The following is an 18,100-nucleotide window of genomic DNA, read 5'->3' as shown; positions in this document are numbered from 1 at the left end:
GTTAATTATATAACAAGTTGTGTAATTTTATTCAAATATCAGTAATAATTTACTCAAATTGCAAGTCAGACGTAAGTTTGCCAAAAATTTATTGAAATGTTGGTATTAAAGTTTGGTGGTACATCAGTAGGCTCTATTGAAAATATGAACAATGTGAGATCTATCATTAACGATGGAACACAAAAGATAGTAGTACTATCGGCCATGTCTGGAACGACTAATGCCCTAGTTGAAATTTCGGAACAACTCAAAGCAGGTGATCGTGATAATGCGCTAGAATTAATTGAAGAACTACTTGTCAAATATGCTCAAGTGGTAGAGGATTTACTTCAAAATCAACAATTGAAAGAAGAAGTAAGTAAGTATGTGCTGTCTGTTTATGAAACACTCATAGAGCAAACTAAAAGCAAGTATAACGAGCTAGTTCATAATACGATAGTTGCGCAAGGTGAATTGCTTTCTACATTTATATTCAGCCGATTTTTAATTCAAGAAGGTATTAATGCTGTTTTATTACCAGCACTTGATTTTATGCGTGTAGATCAACAACATGAGCCTGACTCTTTTTACATTCAACAAAATTTGAACAGGATTCTTGATGATAATCAACAAGCTGACATTTATATCACTCAAGGTTTTATTTGCCTAGATGTTCAAGGTCAAATATCTAATTTACAACGCGGTGGTAGTGATTATACCGCATCTATAATAGGAGCAGCAATCCAAGCAGAAGAGGTTCAAATTTGGACTGATATTGATGGATTTCATAATAATGATCCACGGTACGTTGAAAATACAACCGCTATACAAAAGATATCTTTTGATGAGGCGGCTGAATTGGCTTACTTTGGAGCAAAAATTCTGCATCCACAAACCGTTATGCCGGTTAGAGATTTGAATATTCCTGTAAGATTAAAAAACACAATGATACCAGATGCCTATGGGACATTGATTACTCAACAAGTACATGGTGAAGGAATCAAGGCTATAGCGGCAAAGGATGGTATCTATGCTATTAAAATAAAATCGGCGCGCATGTTGCAAGCCCATGGATTTCTAAAAAAGGTATTTGAAGTGTTTGAGAAATTCCAAACTCCTATTGACATGGTTACTACCTCAGAAATTGCTGTTTCGTTAACCATAGATGATGCAACTCATATAGATGCTATTGTAAATGAACTTGAACAAATCGCGAGCGTAGAGGTTGATGCAGGAATGAGTATCGTATGTCTAGTAGGAAATAATATAATCTACCATCAGGATACACCACAATTATTTAATATCCTTCAAGACGTTACAGTGCGCATGATCGCTTATGGTGGTAGTAATAACAATATTTCACTATTGATTAATACGGAATATAAGAGAAACACTCTGCAAAAATTACAGAGTTATGTTTTTGAGTCGGAAGAGAAGATGGTGGTTGCCTAAAACGTTACAATTTTACCTGAACATTATAGTTTTTAAACTCTTCTAGGTATTTAGTGTCAGAGAAATTTGCCTCGGCGATTTCTTTGGCACTTTTGATTTTAATTTGTTTTCTCTTTATAGCACGAGCAAACCTTCTTACATGAGTCTCGTTAGTAATTTTAAGTCCTGGTACTGTCACTGTATTTCCATTTTCATCTTTGGCAACCATGGTTAAAAATGAAGAATTACAGTGTTTTGACTCACCAGTTTGAATGTTTTCAGAATCTACTCGTATACCTACTACCATCGAGGATCTTCCTACATAGTTGACTGATGCTCTAAGAGTCAACATTTCACCTACCTCTATTGGAGCTTTAAAATCCACTACATCAACACTTGCTGTAACACAGTAATGACCACTGTGTTTTGATGCGCAGGCAAATGCAATTTGATCAATTAATGATAACACATAACCACCGTGAATTTTACCAGAAAAATTAGCATTGGACGGCAGCATGAGAATGGATAACATAACTCGGGACTGCTCTGGTGATTTAAATGTTGATGAACTCATGGCTTGTTTATTTTAAAGTGTTGGATCGTTATTACGCTTTCGCGAAAGCGTAATGCATCACAAGTTATTCGCGATTAAAATGAGGGCTTTGTTCTTTACTGACCTCAGTAATGAAATACTTTGTATCACCCCAAAAAAAGAAAGTGCCAAATTTTTCTTCGTATTTTAATTTTACGTATTGACCTTGATACTCTTTTAATTTCTCAATGACCTCTTTTTCATGATCCATCACTGAAAATGAAAATATTTGAGCACCGCTTATACCTTGAGAAATTTCACCTTCCCAAGTTTTAACCACAACACCTTTACTGGAGAATTTAATTAATTCACCGGTACGGTATCCGTCGGAATAGGTGGCATAGTACAAAAAGGTGTACCATAGAACGGCCATAATTAAAATGGTGGCTAGAATTACTCCTAAAATACGTTTCATGCGATATAATTTTTAAAAAATAGGCCAGTTAAAATGGCGATACCAAAACTAAGCAATGTTCCTATTAACACATACTCGGTAAGCTTCATATTTTTTGCCTTGCTTAAATCACCAAATCTAAAAACTGATTTTGCAGTGAGTAATAAACCGACTGCGCTAAAGTTATCGGTGATTACAAAAACAAAAATGAGTAATCGCTCAATAATTCCTATCCAGCGACCTGCATTTTTGAGCCCATAGATGCCAGTATCTTTTTCGGTTAATTTCCATCGTGTGAAAAACACTTTGAGCATAATGGCTACTGGCGATGTAAGTAGTACTACACAAGTAATTAAGGGTATGGTATAAGCTGGAAAACTATCTGGAACGATCTCGTTTTTTCCTAAATGCAAATTGACGAGTATTAGTATAACGATAAGGTGTGCCACTTGATCTGCGGTAAACATCCAGCGTTTGTTCTTTTTTCTTGTCAATTTAATTTTGAGCGCATCTATAAGTAAGTGAGTAACGGTTATAATTAATGCTATGTACCACATTTCTAGATCCCAAATAAGTACAAGACTTAGTAAGCCGTGTATCAAAGCATGTAGGTATAGGTGATAGGATGATAACCCGTTTTTTTCCTTCTTCTTAGTAAAGCTATCGGATTGCAGGACAAAATCACCTAATAAATGAGCGAGCAGTAATTTAAATAGTAGTTCCATGATTGATGTCTTTAAAATAATACTTTTCAAATAACTCCAATAGTGCCTGTACCTCTTTTAATTGTACTCTATCTAATCTACGGCTGGCAGTAGATTGTTTTATTCCTAGTCGTTCACCTATTTGTTGCTGAGTTTGATCGGGATGATTTAAAACCTCAAAAAGGACCTCGGCGCCATTATTTGTCCAACTATCCATAAAGGTAAGGGCTAGTTGTAACGACGTGTTGATATAGGTGTCGTAGTGAGTATTACCACTACTTACCATTATATTTTGTTTTAATTCTTTGAGAGAATCTAGTAAAGCACCAGATCTTGTAAATGCACTACCTGTTGATATGGCAATGTTGTTTTGTATTAATTCTACATCACCTAATCCTATAGCCATGCGTGCAGCTATTCCTTTACGTTTAAGAGCTGTTTTTATTTTGAGACAAACTAGTAACGCCGTTGAGGTTTCTTTTATAAGTAGTTGAAAGCTGTCTCCTCTATAAATGTGAAATAAATCAACTTCTTGAAGTTGGTTAAGTACTTTATCGAGCTCATTTAAAAAAAAGCCAGCTTCCAATTGTTGAGAAGATATGATGTCTCCTGCAATAATAGCTTTCATACCATTACATGTTTAAGTAATACTTCAAATATATTACATTATTGTGTAATAAATAGAAATATTACGTTTTTATGTAATTATAATATAAGAATAAGCTATTGATCTAATCATTAGACTCAATTCCTAAAATATCAGGATCACTGTCAACAGCCCTTTCTACAAGCTTCTCGTTGAGGTGTTTATTAGCTTTGGCTCCTAATTTTCTAAGCTTTTCAACACGACCTACTAGATTACCAGAACCTTCTGTAAGCTTGTTCATACTAGAAGAATATGTTTTTTTAACTGTATCTAGTTGAGTTCCTACTTTGATTAGATCTTCTGTAAGACCTACAAACTTATCATAAAGTGCGCCGGCAGCATTGGCAATATCTAGTGCATTGCGCTGTTGCTTTTCGTTTTGCCACATTGTGTCAATAGTACGTAAGGTAGCTAGTAGGGTAGTAGGTGTCACAATTACAATGTTCTTTTCAAAAGCATCGCTGTACAAACTACTATCTGCATTAAGGGCCATGGCAAAGGCAGGTTCTATAGGCACAAATAACAATACAAAATCTGGACTTTCTATTCTATATAGATCGTGATAGTTCTTGCCCGATAAATCACTTACGTGTTTCTTAAGCGCGTTAATGTGTTCTTTAAGATAACGTTCTTGTAATTGATCGTCTTCTTCATTTACATAGCGTTCATAGGCGTTAAGAGAGACTTTACTATCTATAATCATCTTTTTGCCACCAGGTAAACTCACAATAACATCAGGAAAAACAGTCTTACCATCTTCTGTTTTGAAGCTTTGCTGCACTTCATATTCCATGCCTTTTTCTAGTCCAGACTTTTCCAGCACACGTTCTAAAACAAGTTCACCCCAATTCCCACGCATTTTGGCATCACCTTTAAGCGCTTTGGTTAGGTTATTTGCCTCGGTGCTCATTTTTTCATTGAGTTCCTTTAAACCTATAATTTGCTGTCTTAATGCACTTTGACGGTCGATGGTGTCTTTATGAGTGTCTTCCACCTTCTTTTCAAAACTCTTGATTTTCTCCTGTAGCGGATTTAATATTTGTTCAATACTTTCCTTGTTTTGACTGGCAAACTTGGTGCTTTTCTCTTCTAAAATTTTGTTAGCTAGATTCTCAAATTCTTTAGTGAACTTTTCATTGAGCTTCTCAATTTCTAATTGTGCCTCAGCATGTTTTTCTTCCGCTTTCGCGAAAGCGGTACGTTGCTCTGCCAGCAACACATTCAAATGTTCCTTTTCGCGAGCTACTTCTTTAAGTTCTTCTTTTAGAGACTCATGACGTTTACTTAGGTCATTGAAGTTTTCTACTTTACCGGCTATCTGACTTTGTAAGGTATTTTGCTCTAATTTAAGTTGATCTCGTTCCTTAGCTACTTGTAGCACCTCTGTGAGTTGAGTTTCTAATTGCTCTTTGTTGTTACGTAGTAAGTTGACTTCACCAGAAAACTTAGTTTTAGAAAAAAACCAAGCGATGACAGCACCTAAAACGGCTCCAATTAAAAAAATAAATAACCAAGAAAAATCGTCAAACATAAAAACAGATTTAAACCTTAAAAATACATCAGTTGGTTGAGTACTAAAATCACTTTTACAAAGTCTTTTCCACAATTAAAAAGGACTAGGTGCTTCAAAGGTCATTTTTTCTTTTGTGTAAGGATGTACAATAGTGAGTTCTTGAGCATGTAGGTACAACCTGTCTTGTTTTGTTCCATAAAGATCATCACCTTTTATAGGTGCGTTCAATCCCTCGTGATGAGCTGCATGAACTCTTAATTGATGGGTGCGCCCAGTAATTGGATAAAAGTTTACTTTGGTATATCCGTTTTTAACCTCTATTACTTCAAATTTTGTTCTAGCATTCTTACCATGAACGGGATCTACAAGTTGGTAAGGTCTATTGTCTAGATCTACTCTTAAGGGTAATGAAATAAACCCATCTTGTTTTTGAACGATACCATCTAAAACCGCAGTATATTTTTTACTCACAGTTCTTGTGATAAACTGCTCTTGTAGTCTTTTATGTCCTTTTTTATCTAGAGCAATAATCATAATTCCAGATGTTGACATATCCAATCTGTGCAAAATCATGGGACCTGTGGCATTAGGATATCTTGCTCTCATACGTTCTTCAACACTATCGGAAATGTTCTTACCTCGAACTGATAAAAACTCTGCTGGTTTGTTAATGACGACTATGTATTCATCCTCATATATAATGTCAATTACTTTACCTATTGCTGGGTTTTGTAACATGGGATTTTCATCGACTTGTAAACCTTGTAACATATGCAGGAGTAATGGCTCACATTTTGAACGACAGGCTGGATAGAAATTACCATGTTTACGCACCTGTGATGGTGGTGATTCCCCATACCAGAATTCGGCCATGCAAATGGGTTCTAGTTTGTTTAAATAAGCGTATTGTAATAGTTTGGGAGCGCAGCAGTCACCAGTTCCTGATGGAGGGAAAAAAGGAGGAACATTTTTAAAGATATCTAATGCCGTTCTCGATTCGCCTTTTGCATTCAGAAAGTTGTATTGTTCAAAAATAAACGACTGTAACTCGTTGGACTTTTCCTTGCGCAAAGATTTAAGTCTAGAGATTTCCTTCTCTTGATTTGTAACTAAGGAACCGGCTTTGGTTGCTTTTTCCTCTAGATAAGCACGATACTCTCTTAAAAGAAACTTTTCTTTCATGCTCTGATCGTGGTGCTTTTTGCGTAATTTTTCTAGATCTTCAGGTTGACCAAGCGCTAGGTTTCTAGATTCTTTTCTAGCTTGCTTTTGTTTTTTATGCTTGGCTATTTGAGCCTGTATCTTTTCCTCGTTTTCTTCTAGAATTTTTTGATACTTTATTTTTTGAGATAAAAAATTCTCATCATGTTCTAGTTCGTAAATACGATCATTGATAAAGGCAAGTTCTTTAGATTCAATGGCATACCTGCCAGTAGTTTCAAACATATTATACACTAGCGGTACAAAATAGTTATTTTCCTGTTCACCTGTAATTACACCAGAGAAAGCAGTCAAATAGCCCAGCTCATCTTGTGAATCTCTTACCACCAAAACACCAAACATTTTACCCAAATGGTGTTTATAATTTTTTGGACCAAGATTTAAATCAAAAAACCAATTATCAAAACTTTCAAGGTATTCCTGTAATTCCTGACTCGCTATACTAGCTAGTTCATGAGGTTTATAATAAAAAGGAAATGTAAACCTATCTGGTAATTCAATACCTGATATGTCCTTTGAAAATCTATGTACTAGTGACATTTATCCCAGACTTTGCATTTCAACTAGAGTGTGATAAAGACCGTTTTTGGATAATAATTCATCATGAGTTCCTTGCTCTACAATTTGCCCTTTCTTCATCACCACAATGTGATCTGCGTTTTGAATAGTAGATAGTCGGTGTGCAATAACTACTGATGTTCTATTTTTCATCACACGCTCTAGCGCATCTTGCACTAGTCGTTCGCTTTCCGTGTCTAGTGCGCTAGTAGCTTCATCCAGAATAAGAATAGGAGCGTTTTTAAGAACTGCTCGTGCGATGGAAAGACGCTGTTTTTGACCACCGCTTAATTTACCACCACTGTCACCAATATTTGTGTGTATACCATTAGGAAGATCTTTTACGAATTCCCAGGCATTAGCAATTTTTAAAGCCTCAATAATACTTTCTTCACTGGCATTTTTGTCACTCAACGCGACATTGGCAGCCACGGTATCATTGAAGAGGATAGAATCCTGTGTAACTAATGCCATTTGGTCTCTTAGACTTTTTAAACTAACATCTTTAATATTGTGTTCATCAATAGATATGGTTCCATTTTCAATGTCGTAAAACCTGGTGAGTAAGTTAGCTATCGTACTTTTACCAGAGCCAGATTGACCAACCAGTGCGACGGTACTTCCCTTTGGTATATCAAGACTGAAGTCTTTAAGTACTGGTTCATCAACGTATGAAAACGTAACGTTTTTAAGTTGTATCGCTTTCGCGAAAGCGGACATCTCAACAGCCCCTTCTTTATCTTCAATCTCATTCTTTGTATGGAGTATTTCAAGTACACGCTGCGCTGCCGCATTACCTTCTTTTACTTGATAACTTGCTTTTGAAAGAGCCTTGGCTGGTGTTAATATGTTGTAAGCCAAAGCCATAAAACCAATAAATGTGGTAGGGTCTATGCTTTCTTCTGTGAGTACCAGTCTACCACCAAACCAAAGCAATACTCCAATCATGAGAATTCCTAAAAACTCACTCACTGGACTAGCCAATCCTTTTCTGTGATTGAGCTTGATTGCATATCTATTCATGCGCTGCGTGCTACTCTCAAATGTTTCTTGTAAACGTTCTTCTGCATTGAAGCCTTTAATTACTTTCAAACCACTTAGGGTTTCTTCTAAAAGGGACAAAAAGTAACCTTGCTCTCGCTGTACTTGACTACTACGGTTTTTTAATTTTTTACCCAATCTAGAAATCAAAAATCCAGAGACAGGTAAGAATAAAATCATAAAAATGGTAAGCTGCGGACTTAAGATGATCATTAATATTAAAGTGAAAATAATATTAAGTGGTTCTTTTATAATCAATTCTAGAATCGACAAAAAACTATGTTGAATTTGTAACACATCGGCACTTGTGCGTGCGATTACATCACCTTTACGCTTTTCAGAAAAATAAGAAATAGGCAGATTAATAATTTTTGCGTACAAATCATTACGTATATCCTTTAATACTCCATTTCTCAAATAGGCAATAAAGTACATTCCTAAATAACCAAATAGATTTTTAAGAAAGAATAGTGATAGAACTAGGGCGATAACAACTATTAATGCTTGTTCTTTACTTTCAGTTTGAGTGGTTACATAATATCCTAAGTATCCTTTGAGATAGTCCATACCGTTTTGAATTCCGGTCCAAACAGGTTCTTCTGTAATTGCTTGTGTTTTGTCAAACAAAACATCTAGCATAGGGATTAAGGATACAAAGCTCAATGCTCCAAATAGAGCAAAGAGAATATTAAAAGTAATATTCAATATTCCTGAGGTTTTGTAGGGCTTTGCATACCTCAGAATTTCTTTAAAATAATTCATTTATTGAATGTCTAAATCTTTAAGTACAGCGTCTATTTTATTAAGTAATTGTTGCTGTGTTGCTTTGTAATCTTCTGGATTGGACAATCCAGTTTTAGTTGAAATATAAAATTTGATCTTAGGTTCTGTACCACTAGGTCTGGCTGCTATCTTAGTGCCGTCTGCTAGATAAAATATAAGGACATTGGACTTTGGAACTTCCATGGTTTCTTTTTTATCCAAATGCTTATTATACCTAATACTACTGGCGTAGTCTTCTGTTATAATAACTTCTTGACCAGCTATAGTTTGTGGTGGCTGTTCTCTTAAGTCAATCATCATTTGCTTTATTTCTGCAGCACCAGATATACCTTTTTTTACTAGAGCAACCAGTTTTTCTTGATAAAGACCATGTTGCTGGTACAGTTTGATCAAGTCCTTGTAAACGGTAGAATTATTTGCTTTAGCTTGCGCGTACATTTCACAGGCTAGTAGTGCTGCGGTTACAGCATCTTTGTCTCTTACAAAATCACCTACCATATATCCAAAACTTTCCTCACCACCACCTATAAAATCCTGATTAGGGTGATCTTTAATCATTTTGGCAATCCACTTAAAACCAGTTAATCCTTCCTTACATTCTACATCATAAGCCATGGCCAAATCATGCATCATCGGTGTACTTACAATGGTAGATCCAATGAAAGGATTGATTAATGAACTTAAATCAGCTTTTTTAAGTAGGAAATCGGTCATGGTAATCATGGTTTGATTACCATTAAGCAATACCATGTTACCATCATTATCTCGCACTGCGACTCCTAATCGGTCACTATCGGGATCAGTTCCTATAACCATATCAGCATTAATTTTATTGGCAAGTTCTACTGCCATTTGTAATGCTTCAGGCTCTTCAGGATTAGGAGACTTTACGGTAGGAAAATCACCGTTAGGTATAGCTTGTTCCTTAACAACGTGTAAATCGGTGTAACCAGCTCTTTTAAGAGTTTCAGGAATTAATGTAATGCTGGTACCGTGTAAACTGGTAAACACAATTTTTACTCGGCTACGATCTACATCACCTGCAACTTTTGCAGCTTTTATACTATCTTCAATAAAGGCATTATCATCCTCTGGAGTTAATAATTCTATGAGTTTATCATCACCGTTAAAGTTGATATCTTTAAATTCTAAGGAATTAATGAGTTCTAGCAATTCTTTATCCTGTGGAGGAACAAGTTGACCGCCGTCCTGCCAGTAGACTTTGTAACCGTTGTATTCTGGCGGATTGTGACTTGCGGTGAGTACAATACCTGCGTGACAATCTTTACGTTTTACGGTGTAAGAGAGCAGTGGAGTAGGGCGCAATTCTTCAAATAAATAAACTTGAATACCATTTGCGCTAAAAACTTGAGAGACAGTTTGAGCTAATTCTTTTGAATTGTGCCTGCAATCATAGGCAATAGCCACTTTTATTTGTTCTCCTGGAAATGTTTTTTTAAGATATTGAGAAAGTCCTTGAGTGTTTTTTCCTAATGTGTACTTATTAATTCGGTTTGTACCAACTCCCATTATTCCTCTCATACCACCAGTACCAAACTCAAGGTCCTTATAAAATGACTCTTCTAATTGAGCTATATCTTGATCAATAAGATGTTGTGTTTGACTGCGTGTTTCCTTATCAAATGGTTCTTGAGTCCAAGTTTGGGCTACATTCAAGATTTCTTGTTTATTCATAATCATTGATTAGAATTGCAAAGATAGGAATTAGTAACAATGCTAGCTTTTAAACTCTTACATAGAGTTTGTTAAACTACATGGTGGTCATTCTCTTAATGATCTAGTTTTTCCTCGATGAAGTAACGGCCGCTTTGGTTACCACTGCGCAATATCAACTCTCCTAGAAAACCAGCAATAAAAAATAACGTACCTAATAACATAACGGTAAGCGCTATAAAGAACCAAGGATTGTCAGTCACAAGATTATAGGGTAAATCATTGTATAATCGGTAAAGTTTTGAAACGCCTACATATCCTGCGATTACAAAACCAATTAAAAACATAACGATACCTAAACTACCGAATAAGTGCATGGGGCGTTTTCCATACTTAGACAAGAAGCCAATGGTAATTAGATCCAAAAAGCCATTGATGAATCTTTCATATCCAAATTTGGTACTACCATATTTCCTAGCTTGATGAACCACAACCTTTTCAGTAATATTCTTAAAACCGGCATTTGCAGCAAGAACGGGAATGTATCGGTGCATTTCACCGTGAACATCAACATTCTTTACCACTTCACGACGATAAGCCTTTAAACCGCAGTTAAAGTCATGCAAGGTTAATCCACTGGTTTTTCTTGCAGCCCAATTAAATAATTTACTAGGTAAGTTTTTGGCAATAACACTGTCATAACGTTTCTTTTTCCAGCCGCTTACTAAATCAAAACCTTGCTCTGTAATCATTTGGTACAATGCCGGGATTTCTTCAGGACTGTCCTGTAAATCGGCATCCATTGTAATGACCACTTCACCGTTTACAGCAGCAAACCCTGCGTGTAGAGCTTGTGATTTTCCATAGTTAGTGAGAAATTTAATGGCGTTTGTGTTGTTATGCTTTCGCGAAAGCGTACTCACCACATCCCAACTGTTATCAGTGCTACCGTCGTCAATAAACCAGATGTCGTAGGTGATATCTGTTTGTTCCAAGACGCGTAGAATCCATTGATGAAGTTCTTCTAAGGATTCCTCTTCATTTAAAAGAGGGATGACTATGGACAGTTGTTTACTCACGATTTAAACCTGTTGTGGGCGTTTTTTTCTTAAAATCAAACCTACGATTATTCCAGGAACCAGCAGTAGTAATATTTTCATGACTGTAGAAAGGGAGAACCCTTGAAAACTTAAATCCATTTTTTGCGGTTTTGGTATAGTCAATCCTGCTGCCTTACGCTCTTCATAAACTTTCATGGCAGCGTCCTGCACCGTGTTTTGTAATTCAGGATCTATTTGTGTGTAAATTAAATAAATGGTTGCTGATTCTGCAATGCAAATTAGTAAAATTGCCAAGAAAAAAGCTGCGACTGCTTCACGTGTTTGAATAAAACCTTTCTGACTGATTTTTGCGTGGATTTGCGCGCCAAAACCAAAGCCCAGTGGCCATAGTATATGTGCAAATACACTTATTAAGGGATTGAGAAAATTACCTGTTTTCCAGAATATAAGATAGGTGGTAACCATTACGATTGCTCCTATAATCCCGTAGGATAATCCTATCTTTTTAATTTGTGGAGGCAGCATGTATATTTATTTTATTTAAGGCAAAGATAGTTACTGTACTTTTGTTATGTACAAGAGAAACTTGTTTAAAATAAGTTTCCATGTTTTAGCTCTTAGTAAGTAGTAGAAAAACTAAAAAATGCTGATATTTGCGTTTCAAGCAACATATTTTTTTAAAAGATGTTGTATTACAAATAAAAAAGTTTAAATTTGCACCCGCAAAAAGAACAAGTATAGTCATGCAAAAAGGAATACACCCAGATAATTATAGACTAGTAGCATTTAAAGATATGTCTAACGATGAAATCTTTATCACTAAGTCTACTGCAGATACTAAAGAAACTATTGAAGTGGATGGAAATGAGTATCCACTAATCAAATTAGAAATCTCTCGTACATCTCACCCGTTTTATACAGGTCAGAGCAAGCTTATCGATACTGCTGGTCGTATCGACAAGTTCAAGAACAAGTACGCAAAGTTCAAAAAGAAATAAGGTTCACTTATTCAGAATATACAAACGCCTCGAGAAATCGAGGCGTTTTTTTATGCTTGTCTTTAAGTCTTTTTAGTTGTCTTTTTATAAGCTCTTTAATTATCCTTGACGCCTTGTAAAATTTTATCGTGCAAGTTTGCGTTACTTGCATCATCACAGTGTAATACTGAGATATCTCCTGTTGTTTCCAAAACTACTGCTACTACTTGATCTAGGTGGATAACATTAGCCTCTCTTAATTTTGCTATTAATTGATCTTCATGTACGTGAGCTTTTTTAAGATTGTCATAAAGAATTTCCTTTCCTTTCATTAATAGAATAGGTTGGTTTGAAATACTACTTTTAATTTTGGAATTACGTTTTTGGATTATTGAAACAATTAAAGTAAGTATTAATAAGGCCGCTATTGCTGTAAAGCCTTGAGCAACTGATGTCGATGAGGTTAGAGTAGAAGAAACAATACTACCTATCGCTACTGTGATCGCAAAGTCGTAAGTAGTAAATTTTGCAAATGATCTTAATCCTACAATTCGTGTTATTATAATAATCAAAATGAAGATTGCCACACTACTTACTATAGTTTCCCAAATAGGGTCGTCGCTTGAGTAAATAAAATCCATAAAACTGTCTTTTCTTTAAATGTAGTAGAATTCTGAAAAGGTGATAGACTACTTAAGGTAGAAATAACATTTCTATCTCTTTTTTCGCTGTTCCTCTTCAGTACGAGTCATTAACCAATAAATCACGTAAAAGATATTCAAAACTCCTGCTACAAATGCCCAGAACACACTTCTATTGCGAGTCCAAGAACAAACCACGGCAAGTGAGGTGAATATGGCGGTTCCCATTGAAATTCCAGAAGAGGTAAAGGTTTCTTTAGAATCGTTGAGTATAATCAGAGTATTCATGTTTTTATTTCAAGAAAAGAAATTTTATCAATAGATATTCCTAAAACAAGTTTAAAAATATCTAAAATCAAAAACGCCTCGATTTCTCGAGGCGTTATAATAAAAAGTAGGGACTGATTACCCTAAATATGACTTAAGGATTTTACTTCTTGAGTTTTGTCTTAATCTCTTAATACCTTTTTCTTTAATCTGGCGCACGCGCTCACGAGTTAAGTCAAAAGTTTCACCTATTTCTTCAAGACTCATAGGTTGTTGATTTCCTATACCGAAGTAAAGGGAAATAACATCTGCCTCTTTTTGAGATAAGGTTTCAAGTGCACGCTTAATTTCTAACGTTAACGACTCATGTAATAATTCCTTATCTGGATTAGGTGACTCACCACTGCGTACAACATCGTAAAGGTTTGATGTTTCTCCTTCTTTAAGCGGAGCATCCATGGATACGTGACGTCCAGCGTTTTTAAGAGATTGCTTAACGTCGCTCACTGTCATGTCTAGCTCTTTTGCTAGTTCTTCAGGTGATGGTGGACGCTCGTGCAATTGCTCAAGGTGTGAAAATGCCTTATTAATCTTGTTAATAGAACCGATCTTGTTCAATGGTAGGCGCACGATACGTGACTGCTCTGCTAGTGCTTGTAGAATAGACTGACGGATCCACCATACTGCGTATGATATAAATTTAAATCCACGAGTCTCATCAAATCTTTTTGCAGCCTTTACGAGTCCGGCGTTTCCTTCATTAATTAGATCTGGCAACTTAAGCCCTTGATTTTGGTACTGTTTTGCTACAGAAACTACGAATCGTAAGTTTGCTGTAGTCAGTCTTTCTAGGGCTCTTTGATCACCTTTTTTAATGCGCTGAGCTAATTCTACTTCTTCCTCTGCGGTGATAAGATCAATTTTAGAGATGTCTTGTAGATACTTATCCAGCGATTTAGACTCACGGTTTGTAACCTGCTTGGTGATTTTGAGTTGTCTCATGTAGTAATGAAAGATTTATAAGGGTTAAACAACTGACAGCTTTTGTCAGTCTTTAAATATATAGCAAAAATCATGCCGTTCACTTGCTTGCTGACTAATCTTCAGCCTAGTAATGGTGTGACTTTTACACATTTTAATTAGTCGTAAAACATCCGATTTTATTACACCTAGTGTTTAATTTTTTCACAGAATTATTCGTTAATTATCTACACTTCTATATTTCAAACGATTGAGAGGTGTTATAATTAATTTATTAAATGCATTAAAAGAAAGATTGTAGTCCATAAAACAACTCTTAACCAATTCTTTTTAGTAAGTTTAATACATGTCTCCTTTTTATCTGGATGTAAATCAATTTTCTTGTGTAATGGAACGTAAATAACCATCGTTGTCACCCAAGTAAGGATAACTAGTGCAAAATAGATGGCATTAACAAAAGAAAGATCGTTCCAGGCTAAGTAAATGCTTATAATCAATTGAATAATCATCATAGGAGCAACTATAAAGGTTATGTTGCGTGTGTAGATCTCATGCCATTTTGATAAGGATTCACTAGTAAAGTACTTAAAGCTAGGATAAATTAATAATTGAACCATCCAAATAAGTACTACTAATCCAAAATCGATTGCAAGTTGTAAGTTTTCTATCATTTTATAGTTCTTATTTTATAAGCCCAGTAGATTAAAAATGGATGGATAATGACAAGTCTTAACCAACCTATCCAATTAGGTAAACAAAATGATCCCGCACATCCTTCATTTTGAATGAAGTATATATGAGCAGGAATAAATGCTACTAGCATTATGATGGTGATTTGAGAAGCTAGTTTTCGCGACTGCAGCAGTGAAGTATTTATACGAGACTGCAAAGGAAGTGGAATCCATATGAGAACTGCTACCAATATTTCTAGTGTTCCTGATATATAATTAATTGCGGATGGGTAGGGTAAATAAGAAGGAATCACTGTGTGGTATACTTCAGGAAATATAAAATGAAAAACCCCAGCTATTCCATAAAAAATTGAAAATAGATATAGCGACAACTTTTTCATTAGGTTAATTTCCATTTATAATCCGTATGTACCTTTTTGAGTATGAGATAAAATGGTATCCACCAGATAAAGTCATTTGTAATTAAGGTATAAATAAATTCAAAAGGTACTGTGTCTTGTAGATAGTTGAATACGAATCCAACCGGTCCAAAAATTTTACCTAAAAATCCAACGGCGACTATGGGCCAATGTTTCATTGGGTTGTAGCTAGCCCACCAATAACCTAGACCATAAACACCTATCACCATTCCCATTCCTTGCCATACCATGGGATGATTAAGTGGTTGCATTCCTACTAACTCAAAAAAATGATTAGGAAAAAGTACTACCCATGAACCCCAAAGGATATTGTAAATTGCTGCTAATTGTAAGGTAAGCTTCATTGTTTATTCTCTTAGTACGATCTGTTTAGTCAAGCTTACTCATTTGTAAATTATCGCACCAGGTCCTTACGATATAAACGTCTTCTTTTATGCAAAACTGGATCGTAATTCTTCCATAAAGATTGAACAGCAATATTATCTTCTAATTCTGGATTTGTTTCACAAAAGGTGATCCCATTATCCATGAAAGTTTTTGCTACATTTCTGAATATTAATGCAGTTACTCCTTTTCCTTGATATTCAGGATCAATACCAATTAGATAAAATGCGGCACGGTTATTTTTTCGTTTAGCTCTAAGTAAATGTATAAATCCGAATGGTAATAATTTACCTTTAGCTTTCTGTAAAGCTTTAGAAAATGAAGGCATTGTTATAGCAAATGCTACTAATTTGCCATTGCTGTCTACTACACATTTAATAAAATCAGGATTTATAAAAGGCAGGTATTTTTCTTTATATAAATCTATTTGATATTGCTGGATAGGCACATAGGTTACCAATGACGAATAAGTTTTATTCAATAATTCAAACATCTCGTCTACATAGGGTAAAATATCCTTTGTCGATTTAAATTCTAGAGGTTTAAGGCCGTAACGTTGCATGATAATATCAGCAAACTTGTTGAATTTTTCGGGAACTGGATTGGGTGGAGTGAATTTGAATTCGATCCAGTCTGCACTTTTTTTGAATCCTAGCGCCTCCATGTGTTCCATGTAGTAAGGATGATTGTACCATGTTATCATGGTGCCTAATTCTTCAAATCCTTCTACCAGCATTCCTGCCTTGTCCATGTTAGAGAAGCCAACAGGCCCTTCTATAAATTCTAGATTTTTTTTGTGGCCAATTTTTTCGACAGCATTTATTAATGCTTTTGTAACTTCAATGTCATCGATCATATCTAGCCAACCATACCTCATTTTAGGTTTTTTCTGATCATTAATCTCAATATAATTAATGATACCAGCGATACGACCTACAATTTGTCCGTTTTTATAAGCAAGAAATAACCAGCAATCAGCGTTCTTGAAAACCTGATTTTTCTCTGGATCAAAGTTTGCCATTTCGTCTTTGACGATTGGTGGTATGTAGTAGGGATTGTTCTTGTATAATTCCAGTTGGAATTGAACGAATTTTTTAATGTCTTTCTTTGAAGAAATCTGTTTAACTTCTATCATATTCTTATCCTCTTCCGTCTGGGTTTTGGTCTTCTTCTAGATTAAGCTTGTTTTCCTTGTTTTTCTTTTTGCGTTTGTTCCCACCTTGTGAACCGGATTGTTTTATCTCAGGATCTTTGTGAAAGTCGATTCTATAGGACATTCCTAAATTTACTTGGAACACGGTAGGTGTATCTTTAAAGTTTACAGTTACACTACTATCGACCTGCCAATCTTTATTAATCAAATAAGTGGCACCGCCACGTGCTAGATCGTCACTATAGAAATCTGATTTAAAACCTTGATATTCTCCAAAAAACGCCCATTTGTTGTTTATACTATGTGTCATGGTAATGATCCATTGCCATGAAGGGAAATCAGTTCCTAGACGATCTACTCCAAAGTTTGTAACTAAAACCCATCGGCCCCAATTGTTTTGCGTGATTAATTCAATTCTGGGAGAGAAGGTAGGGTCGTTGGGTGGAGTAAGTAAATTATTATCGCTCAAGTCAATATTGGCGCCAGCATATATAGCTAGTGCAGGAATTAGATCTTTCCAATTTAAACGGTTATTGGCATGATAGCTATAAAGATTGATTTTCTTTTCACCAAATACACGTTTAGGATCAAAAAACATATACTTTGCACCCAAAGTACTTCTAGAAAAGTTATTAAAACTGAATTGAGAATTTCCAAATCCGGTTATTTGAGTTTGTTCCACACTAGCGAATCTTCCTATATACGAGAATTCTAGTTCTTCAAAAAAGGCACCGTATCGCAACTGAAAATTTAAACCGTAATAGTCACGTTCATAACGTTGAATTACGTGTTCTTCAGTACGATAAAATACATTTGCTTCGACTTGCGCTACTCCAGTACCCAAAGCATAAGCACCTTGAGAAAGACCGGGATTATTTGTGTTTATTGTTTCCGTATATTGCGCTTGTGATAGAAAAGGTGTAACAAAAAGCGCCGTAATTATACTTATTCTATAAATAATTGCGTTCATGGATTAATATCTATGAGCC

20 protein-coding genes are annotated in these 18,100 nt (G+C 35.4%); 2 read left to right on the top strand and 18 right to left on the bottom strand.

What is annotated here, in order from left to right:
* Positions 1-96 precede the first annotated feature (96 nt).
* Complete coding sequence (locus AAT17_RS02930; RefSeq protein WP_060522873.1) at positions 97-1,431, top strand: aspartate kinase; 1,335 nt, start codon at positions 97-99, stop codon at positions 1,429-1,431.
* Between the two features lie 4 nt (positions 1,432-1,435).
* Here AAT17_RS02930 and AAT17_RS02925 read toward each other — a convergent pair whose 3' ends face one another.
* The 10 genes from AAT17_RS02925 to AAT17_RS02880 form a co-directional block, all read right to left on the bottom strand.
* Positions 1,436-1,984 carry an acyl-CoA thioesterase gene (locus AAT17_RS02925; RefSeq protein ID WP_060522872.1) on the bottom strand — a complete coding sequence of 183 codons (549 nt, stop codon included), beginning with the start codon at positions 1,982-1,984 and terminating at the stop codon, positions 1,436-1,438.
* Between the two features lie 64 nt (positions 1,985-2,048).
* Positions 2,049-2,417 (bottom strand): hypothetical protein, encoded by a 369-nt coding sequence (locus AAT17_RS02920; RefSeq protein WP_060522871.1) that lies wholly within the window; start codon positions 2,415-2,417, stop codon positions 2,049-2,051.
* Positions 2,414-3,121, bottom strand: coding sequence for a DUF3307 domain-containing protein (locus AAT17_RS02915; protein WP_060522870.1), 708 nt, complete (start codon positions 3,119-3,121; stop codon positions 2,414-2,416). Before AAT17_RS02915 ends, AAT17_RS02920 begins: the two co-directional genes overlap by 4 nt.
* Entirely contained in the window at positions 3,105-3,728 is a 624-nt protein-coding gene (locus AAT17_RS02910) for a SatD family protein (protein WP_060522869.1), read from the bottom strand. The genes AAT17_RS02915 and AAT17_RS02910 overlap by 17 nt, the downstream gene beginning before the upstream one ends.
* A gap of 103 nt (positions 3,729-3,831) precedes the next feature.
* On the bottom strand, positions 3,832-5,277 hold the full coding sequence (rmuC, locus tag AAT17_RS02905) for a DNA recombination protein RmuC (protein WP_060524958.1): 1,446 nt from the start codon (positions 5,275-5,277) through the stop codon (positions 3,832-3,834).
* A gap of 75 nt (positions 5,278-5,352) precedes the next feature.
* Positions 5,353-7,020, bottom strand: a complete 1,668-nt coding sequence (locus AAT17_RS02900; RefSeq protein ID WP_060522868.1) for an RluA family pseudouridine synthase — start codon at positions 7,018-7,020, stop codon at positions 5,353-5,355.
* Positions 7,021-8,841: an ABC transporter ATP-binding protein gene (locus AAT17_RS02895; RefSeq protein ID WP_060522867.1), complete on the bottom strand. Its 1,821-nt coding sequence runs from the start codon at positions 8,839-8,841 to the stop codon at positions 7,021-7,023.
* Positions 8,842-10,557, bottom strand: coding sequence for a phospho-sugar mutase (locus tag AAT17_RS02890; RefSeq protein ID WP_082586887.1), 1,716 nt, complete (start codon positions 10,555-10,557; stop codon positions 8,842-8,844). It lies immediately after the preceding gene.
* 95 nt (positions 10,558-10,652) lie between these two features.
* Positions 10,653-11,615, bottom strand: coding sequence for a glycosyltransferase family 2 protein (locus AAT17_RS02885; RefSeq protein ID WP_060522866.1), 963 nt, complete (start codon positions 11,613-11,615; stop codon positions 10,653-10,655).
* A 3-nt stretch (positions 11,616-11,618) separates the two neighbouring features.
* Positions 11,619-12,122 (bottom strand): DUF4199 domain-containing protein, encoded by a 504-nt coding sequence (locus AAT17_RS02880; protein ID WP_042278198.1) that lies wholly within the window; start codon positions 12,120-12,122, stop codon positions 11,619-11,621.
* Positions 12,123-12,340: 218 nt separating this feature from the next.
* Between AAT17_RS02880 and AAT17_RS02875 the strand changes: the two genes are divergently transcribed.
* Positions 12,341-12,595, top strand: coding sequence for a type B 50S ribosomal protein L31 (locus AAT17_RS02875; RefSeq protein ID WP_042278201.1), 255 nt, complete (start codon positions 12,341-12,343; stop codon positions 12,593-12,595).
* A 95-nt stretch (positions 12,596-12,690) separates the two neighbouring features.
* On the opposite strand, the gene AAT17_RS02870 is transcribed toward AAT17_RS02875, so the two are convergent.
* The 8 genes from AAT17_RS02870 to AAT17_RS02835 all read right to left on the bottom strand — a co-directional run bounded on the left by AAT17_RS02870 (position 12,691) and on the right by AAT17_RS02835 (position 18,081).
* The gene (locus AAT17_RS02870; RefSeq protein WP_060522865.1) at positions 12,691-13,215 is read right to left on the bottom strand and encodes a DUF421 domain-containing protein; all 525 of its coding nucleotides are present in this window, start codon (positions 13,213-13,215) and stop codon (positions 12,691-12,693) included.
* 72 nt (positions 13,216-13,287) lie between these two features.
* A complete protein-coding gene (locus AAT17_RS02865) occupies positions 13,288-13,503 on the bottom strand; it encodes a hypothetical protein (protein ID WP_052510318.1) in 216 nt (71 codons plus the stop codon).
* Between the two features lie 117 nt (positions 13,504-13,620).
* The gene (locus AAT17_RS02860; protein ID WP_042278208.1) at positions 13,621-14,484 is read right to left on the bottom strand and encodes an RNA polymerase sigma factor RpoD/SigA; all 864 of its coding nucleotides are present in this window, start codon (positions 14,482-14,484) and stop codon (positions 13,621-13,623) included.
* 245 nt (positions 14,485-14,729) lie between these two features.
* Positions 14,730-15,134, bottom strand: a complete 405-nt coding sequence (locus tag AAT17_RS02855; RefSeq protein ID WP_060522864.1) for a hypothetical protein — start codon at positions 15,132-15,134, stop codon at positions 14,730-14,732.
* Positions 15,131-15,535: a hypothetical protein gene (locus tag AAT17_RS02850; protein ID WP_157539215.1), complete on the bottom strand. Its 405-nt coding sequence runs from the start codon at positions 15,533-15,535 to the stop codon at positions 15,131-15,133. The genes AAT17_RS02855 and AAT17_RS02850 overlap by 4 nt, the downstream gene beginning before the upstream one ends.
* Positions 15,535-15,918 (bottom strand): hypothetical protein, encoded by a 384-nt coding sequence (locus tag AAT17_RS02845; RefSeq protein ID WP_060522862.1) that lies wholly within the window; start codon positions 15,916-15,918, stop codon positions 15,535-15,537. The genes AAT17_RS02850 and AAT17_RS02845 overlap by 1 nt, the downstream gene beginning before the upstream one ends.
* 50 nt (positions 15,919-15,968) lie before the next feature.
* Complete coding sequence (locus tag AAT17_RS02840; protein ID WP_042278220.1) at positions 15,969-17,093, bottom strand: GNAT family N-acetyltransferase; 1,125 nt, start codon at positions 17,091-17,093, stop codon at positions 15,969-15,971.
* Between the two features lie 4 nt (positions 17,094-17,097).
* Positions 17,098-18,081 carry a transporter gene (locus tag AAT17_RS02835; RefSeq protein WP_060522861.1) on the bottom strand — a complete coding sequence of 328 codons (984 nt, stop codon included), beginning with the start codon at positions 18,079-18,081 and terminating at the stop codon, positions 17,098-17,100.
* Between the last annotated feature and the right edge of the window lie 19 nt (positions 18,082-18,100).

The sequence above is a fragment of the Nonlabens sp. MIC269 genome (genome assembly GCF_001430865.1).
GTDB classification, from domain to species: Bacteria; Bacteroidota; Bacteroidia; order Flavobacteriales; family Flavobacteriaceae; genus Nonlabens; species Nonlabens tegetincola.
The sequence above is the reverse complement of the archived record's forward strand: the minus strand, read 5'-3'. Positions and strand labels throughout refer to the sequence as shown.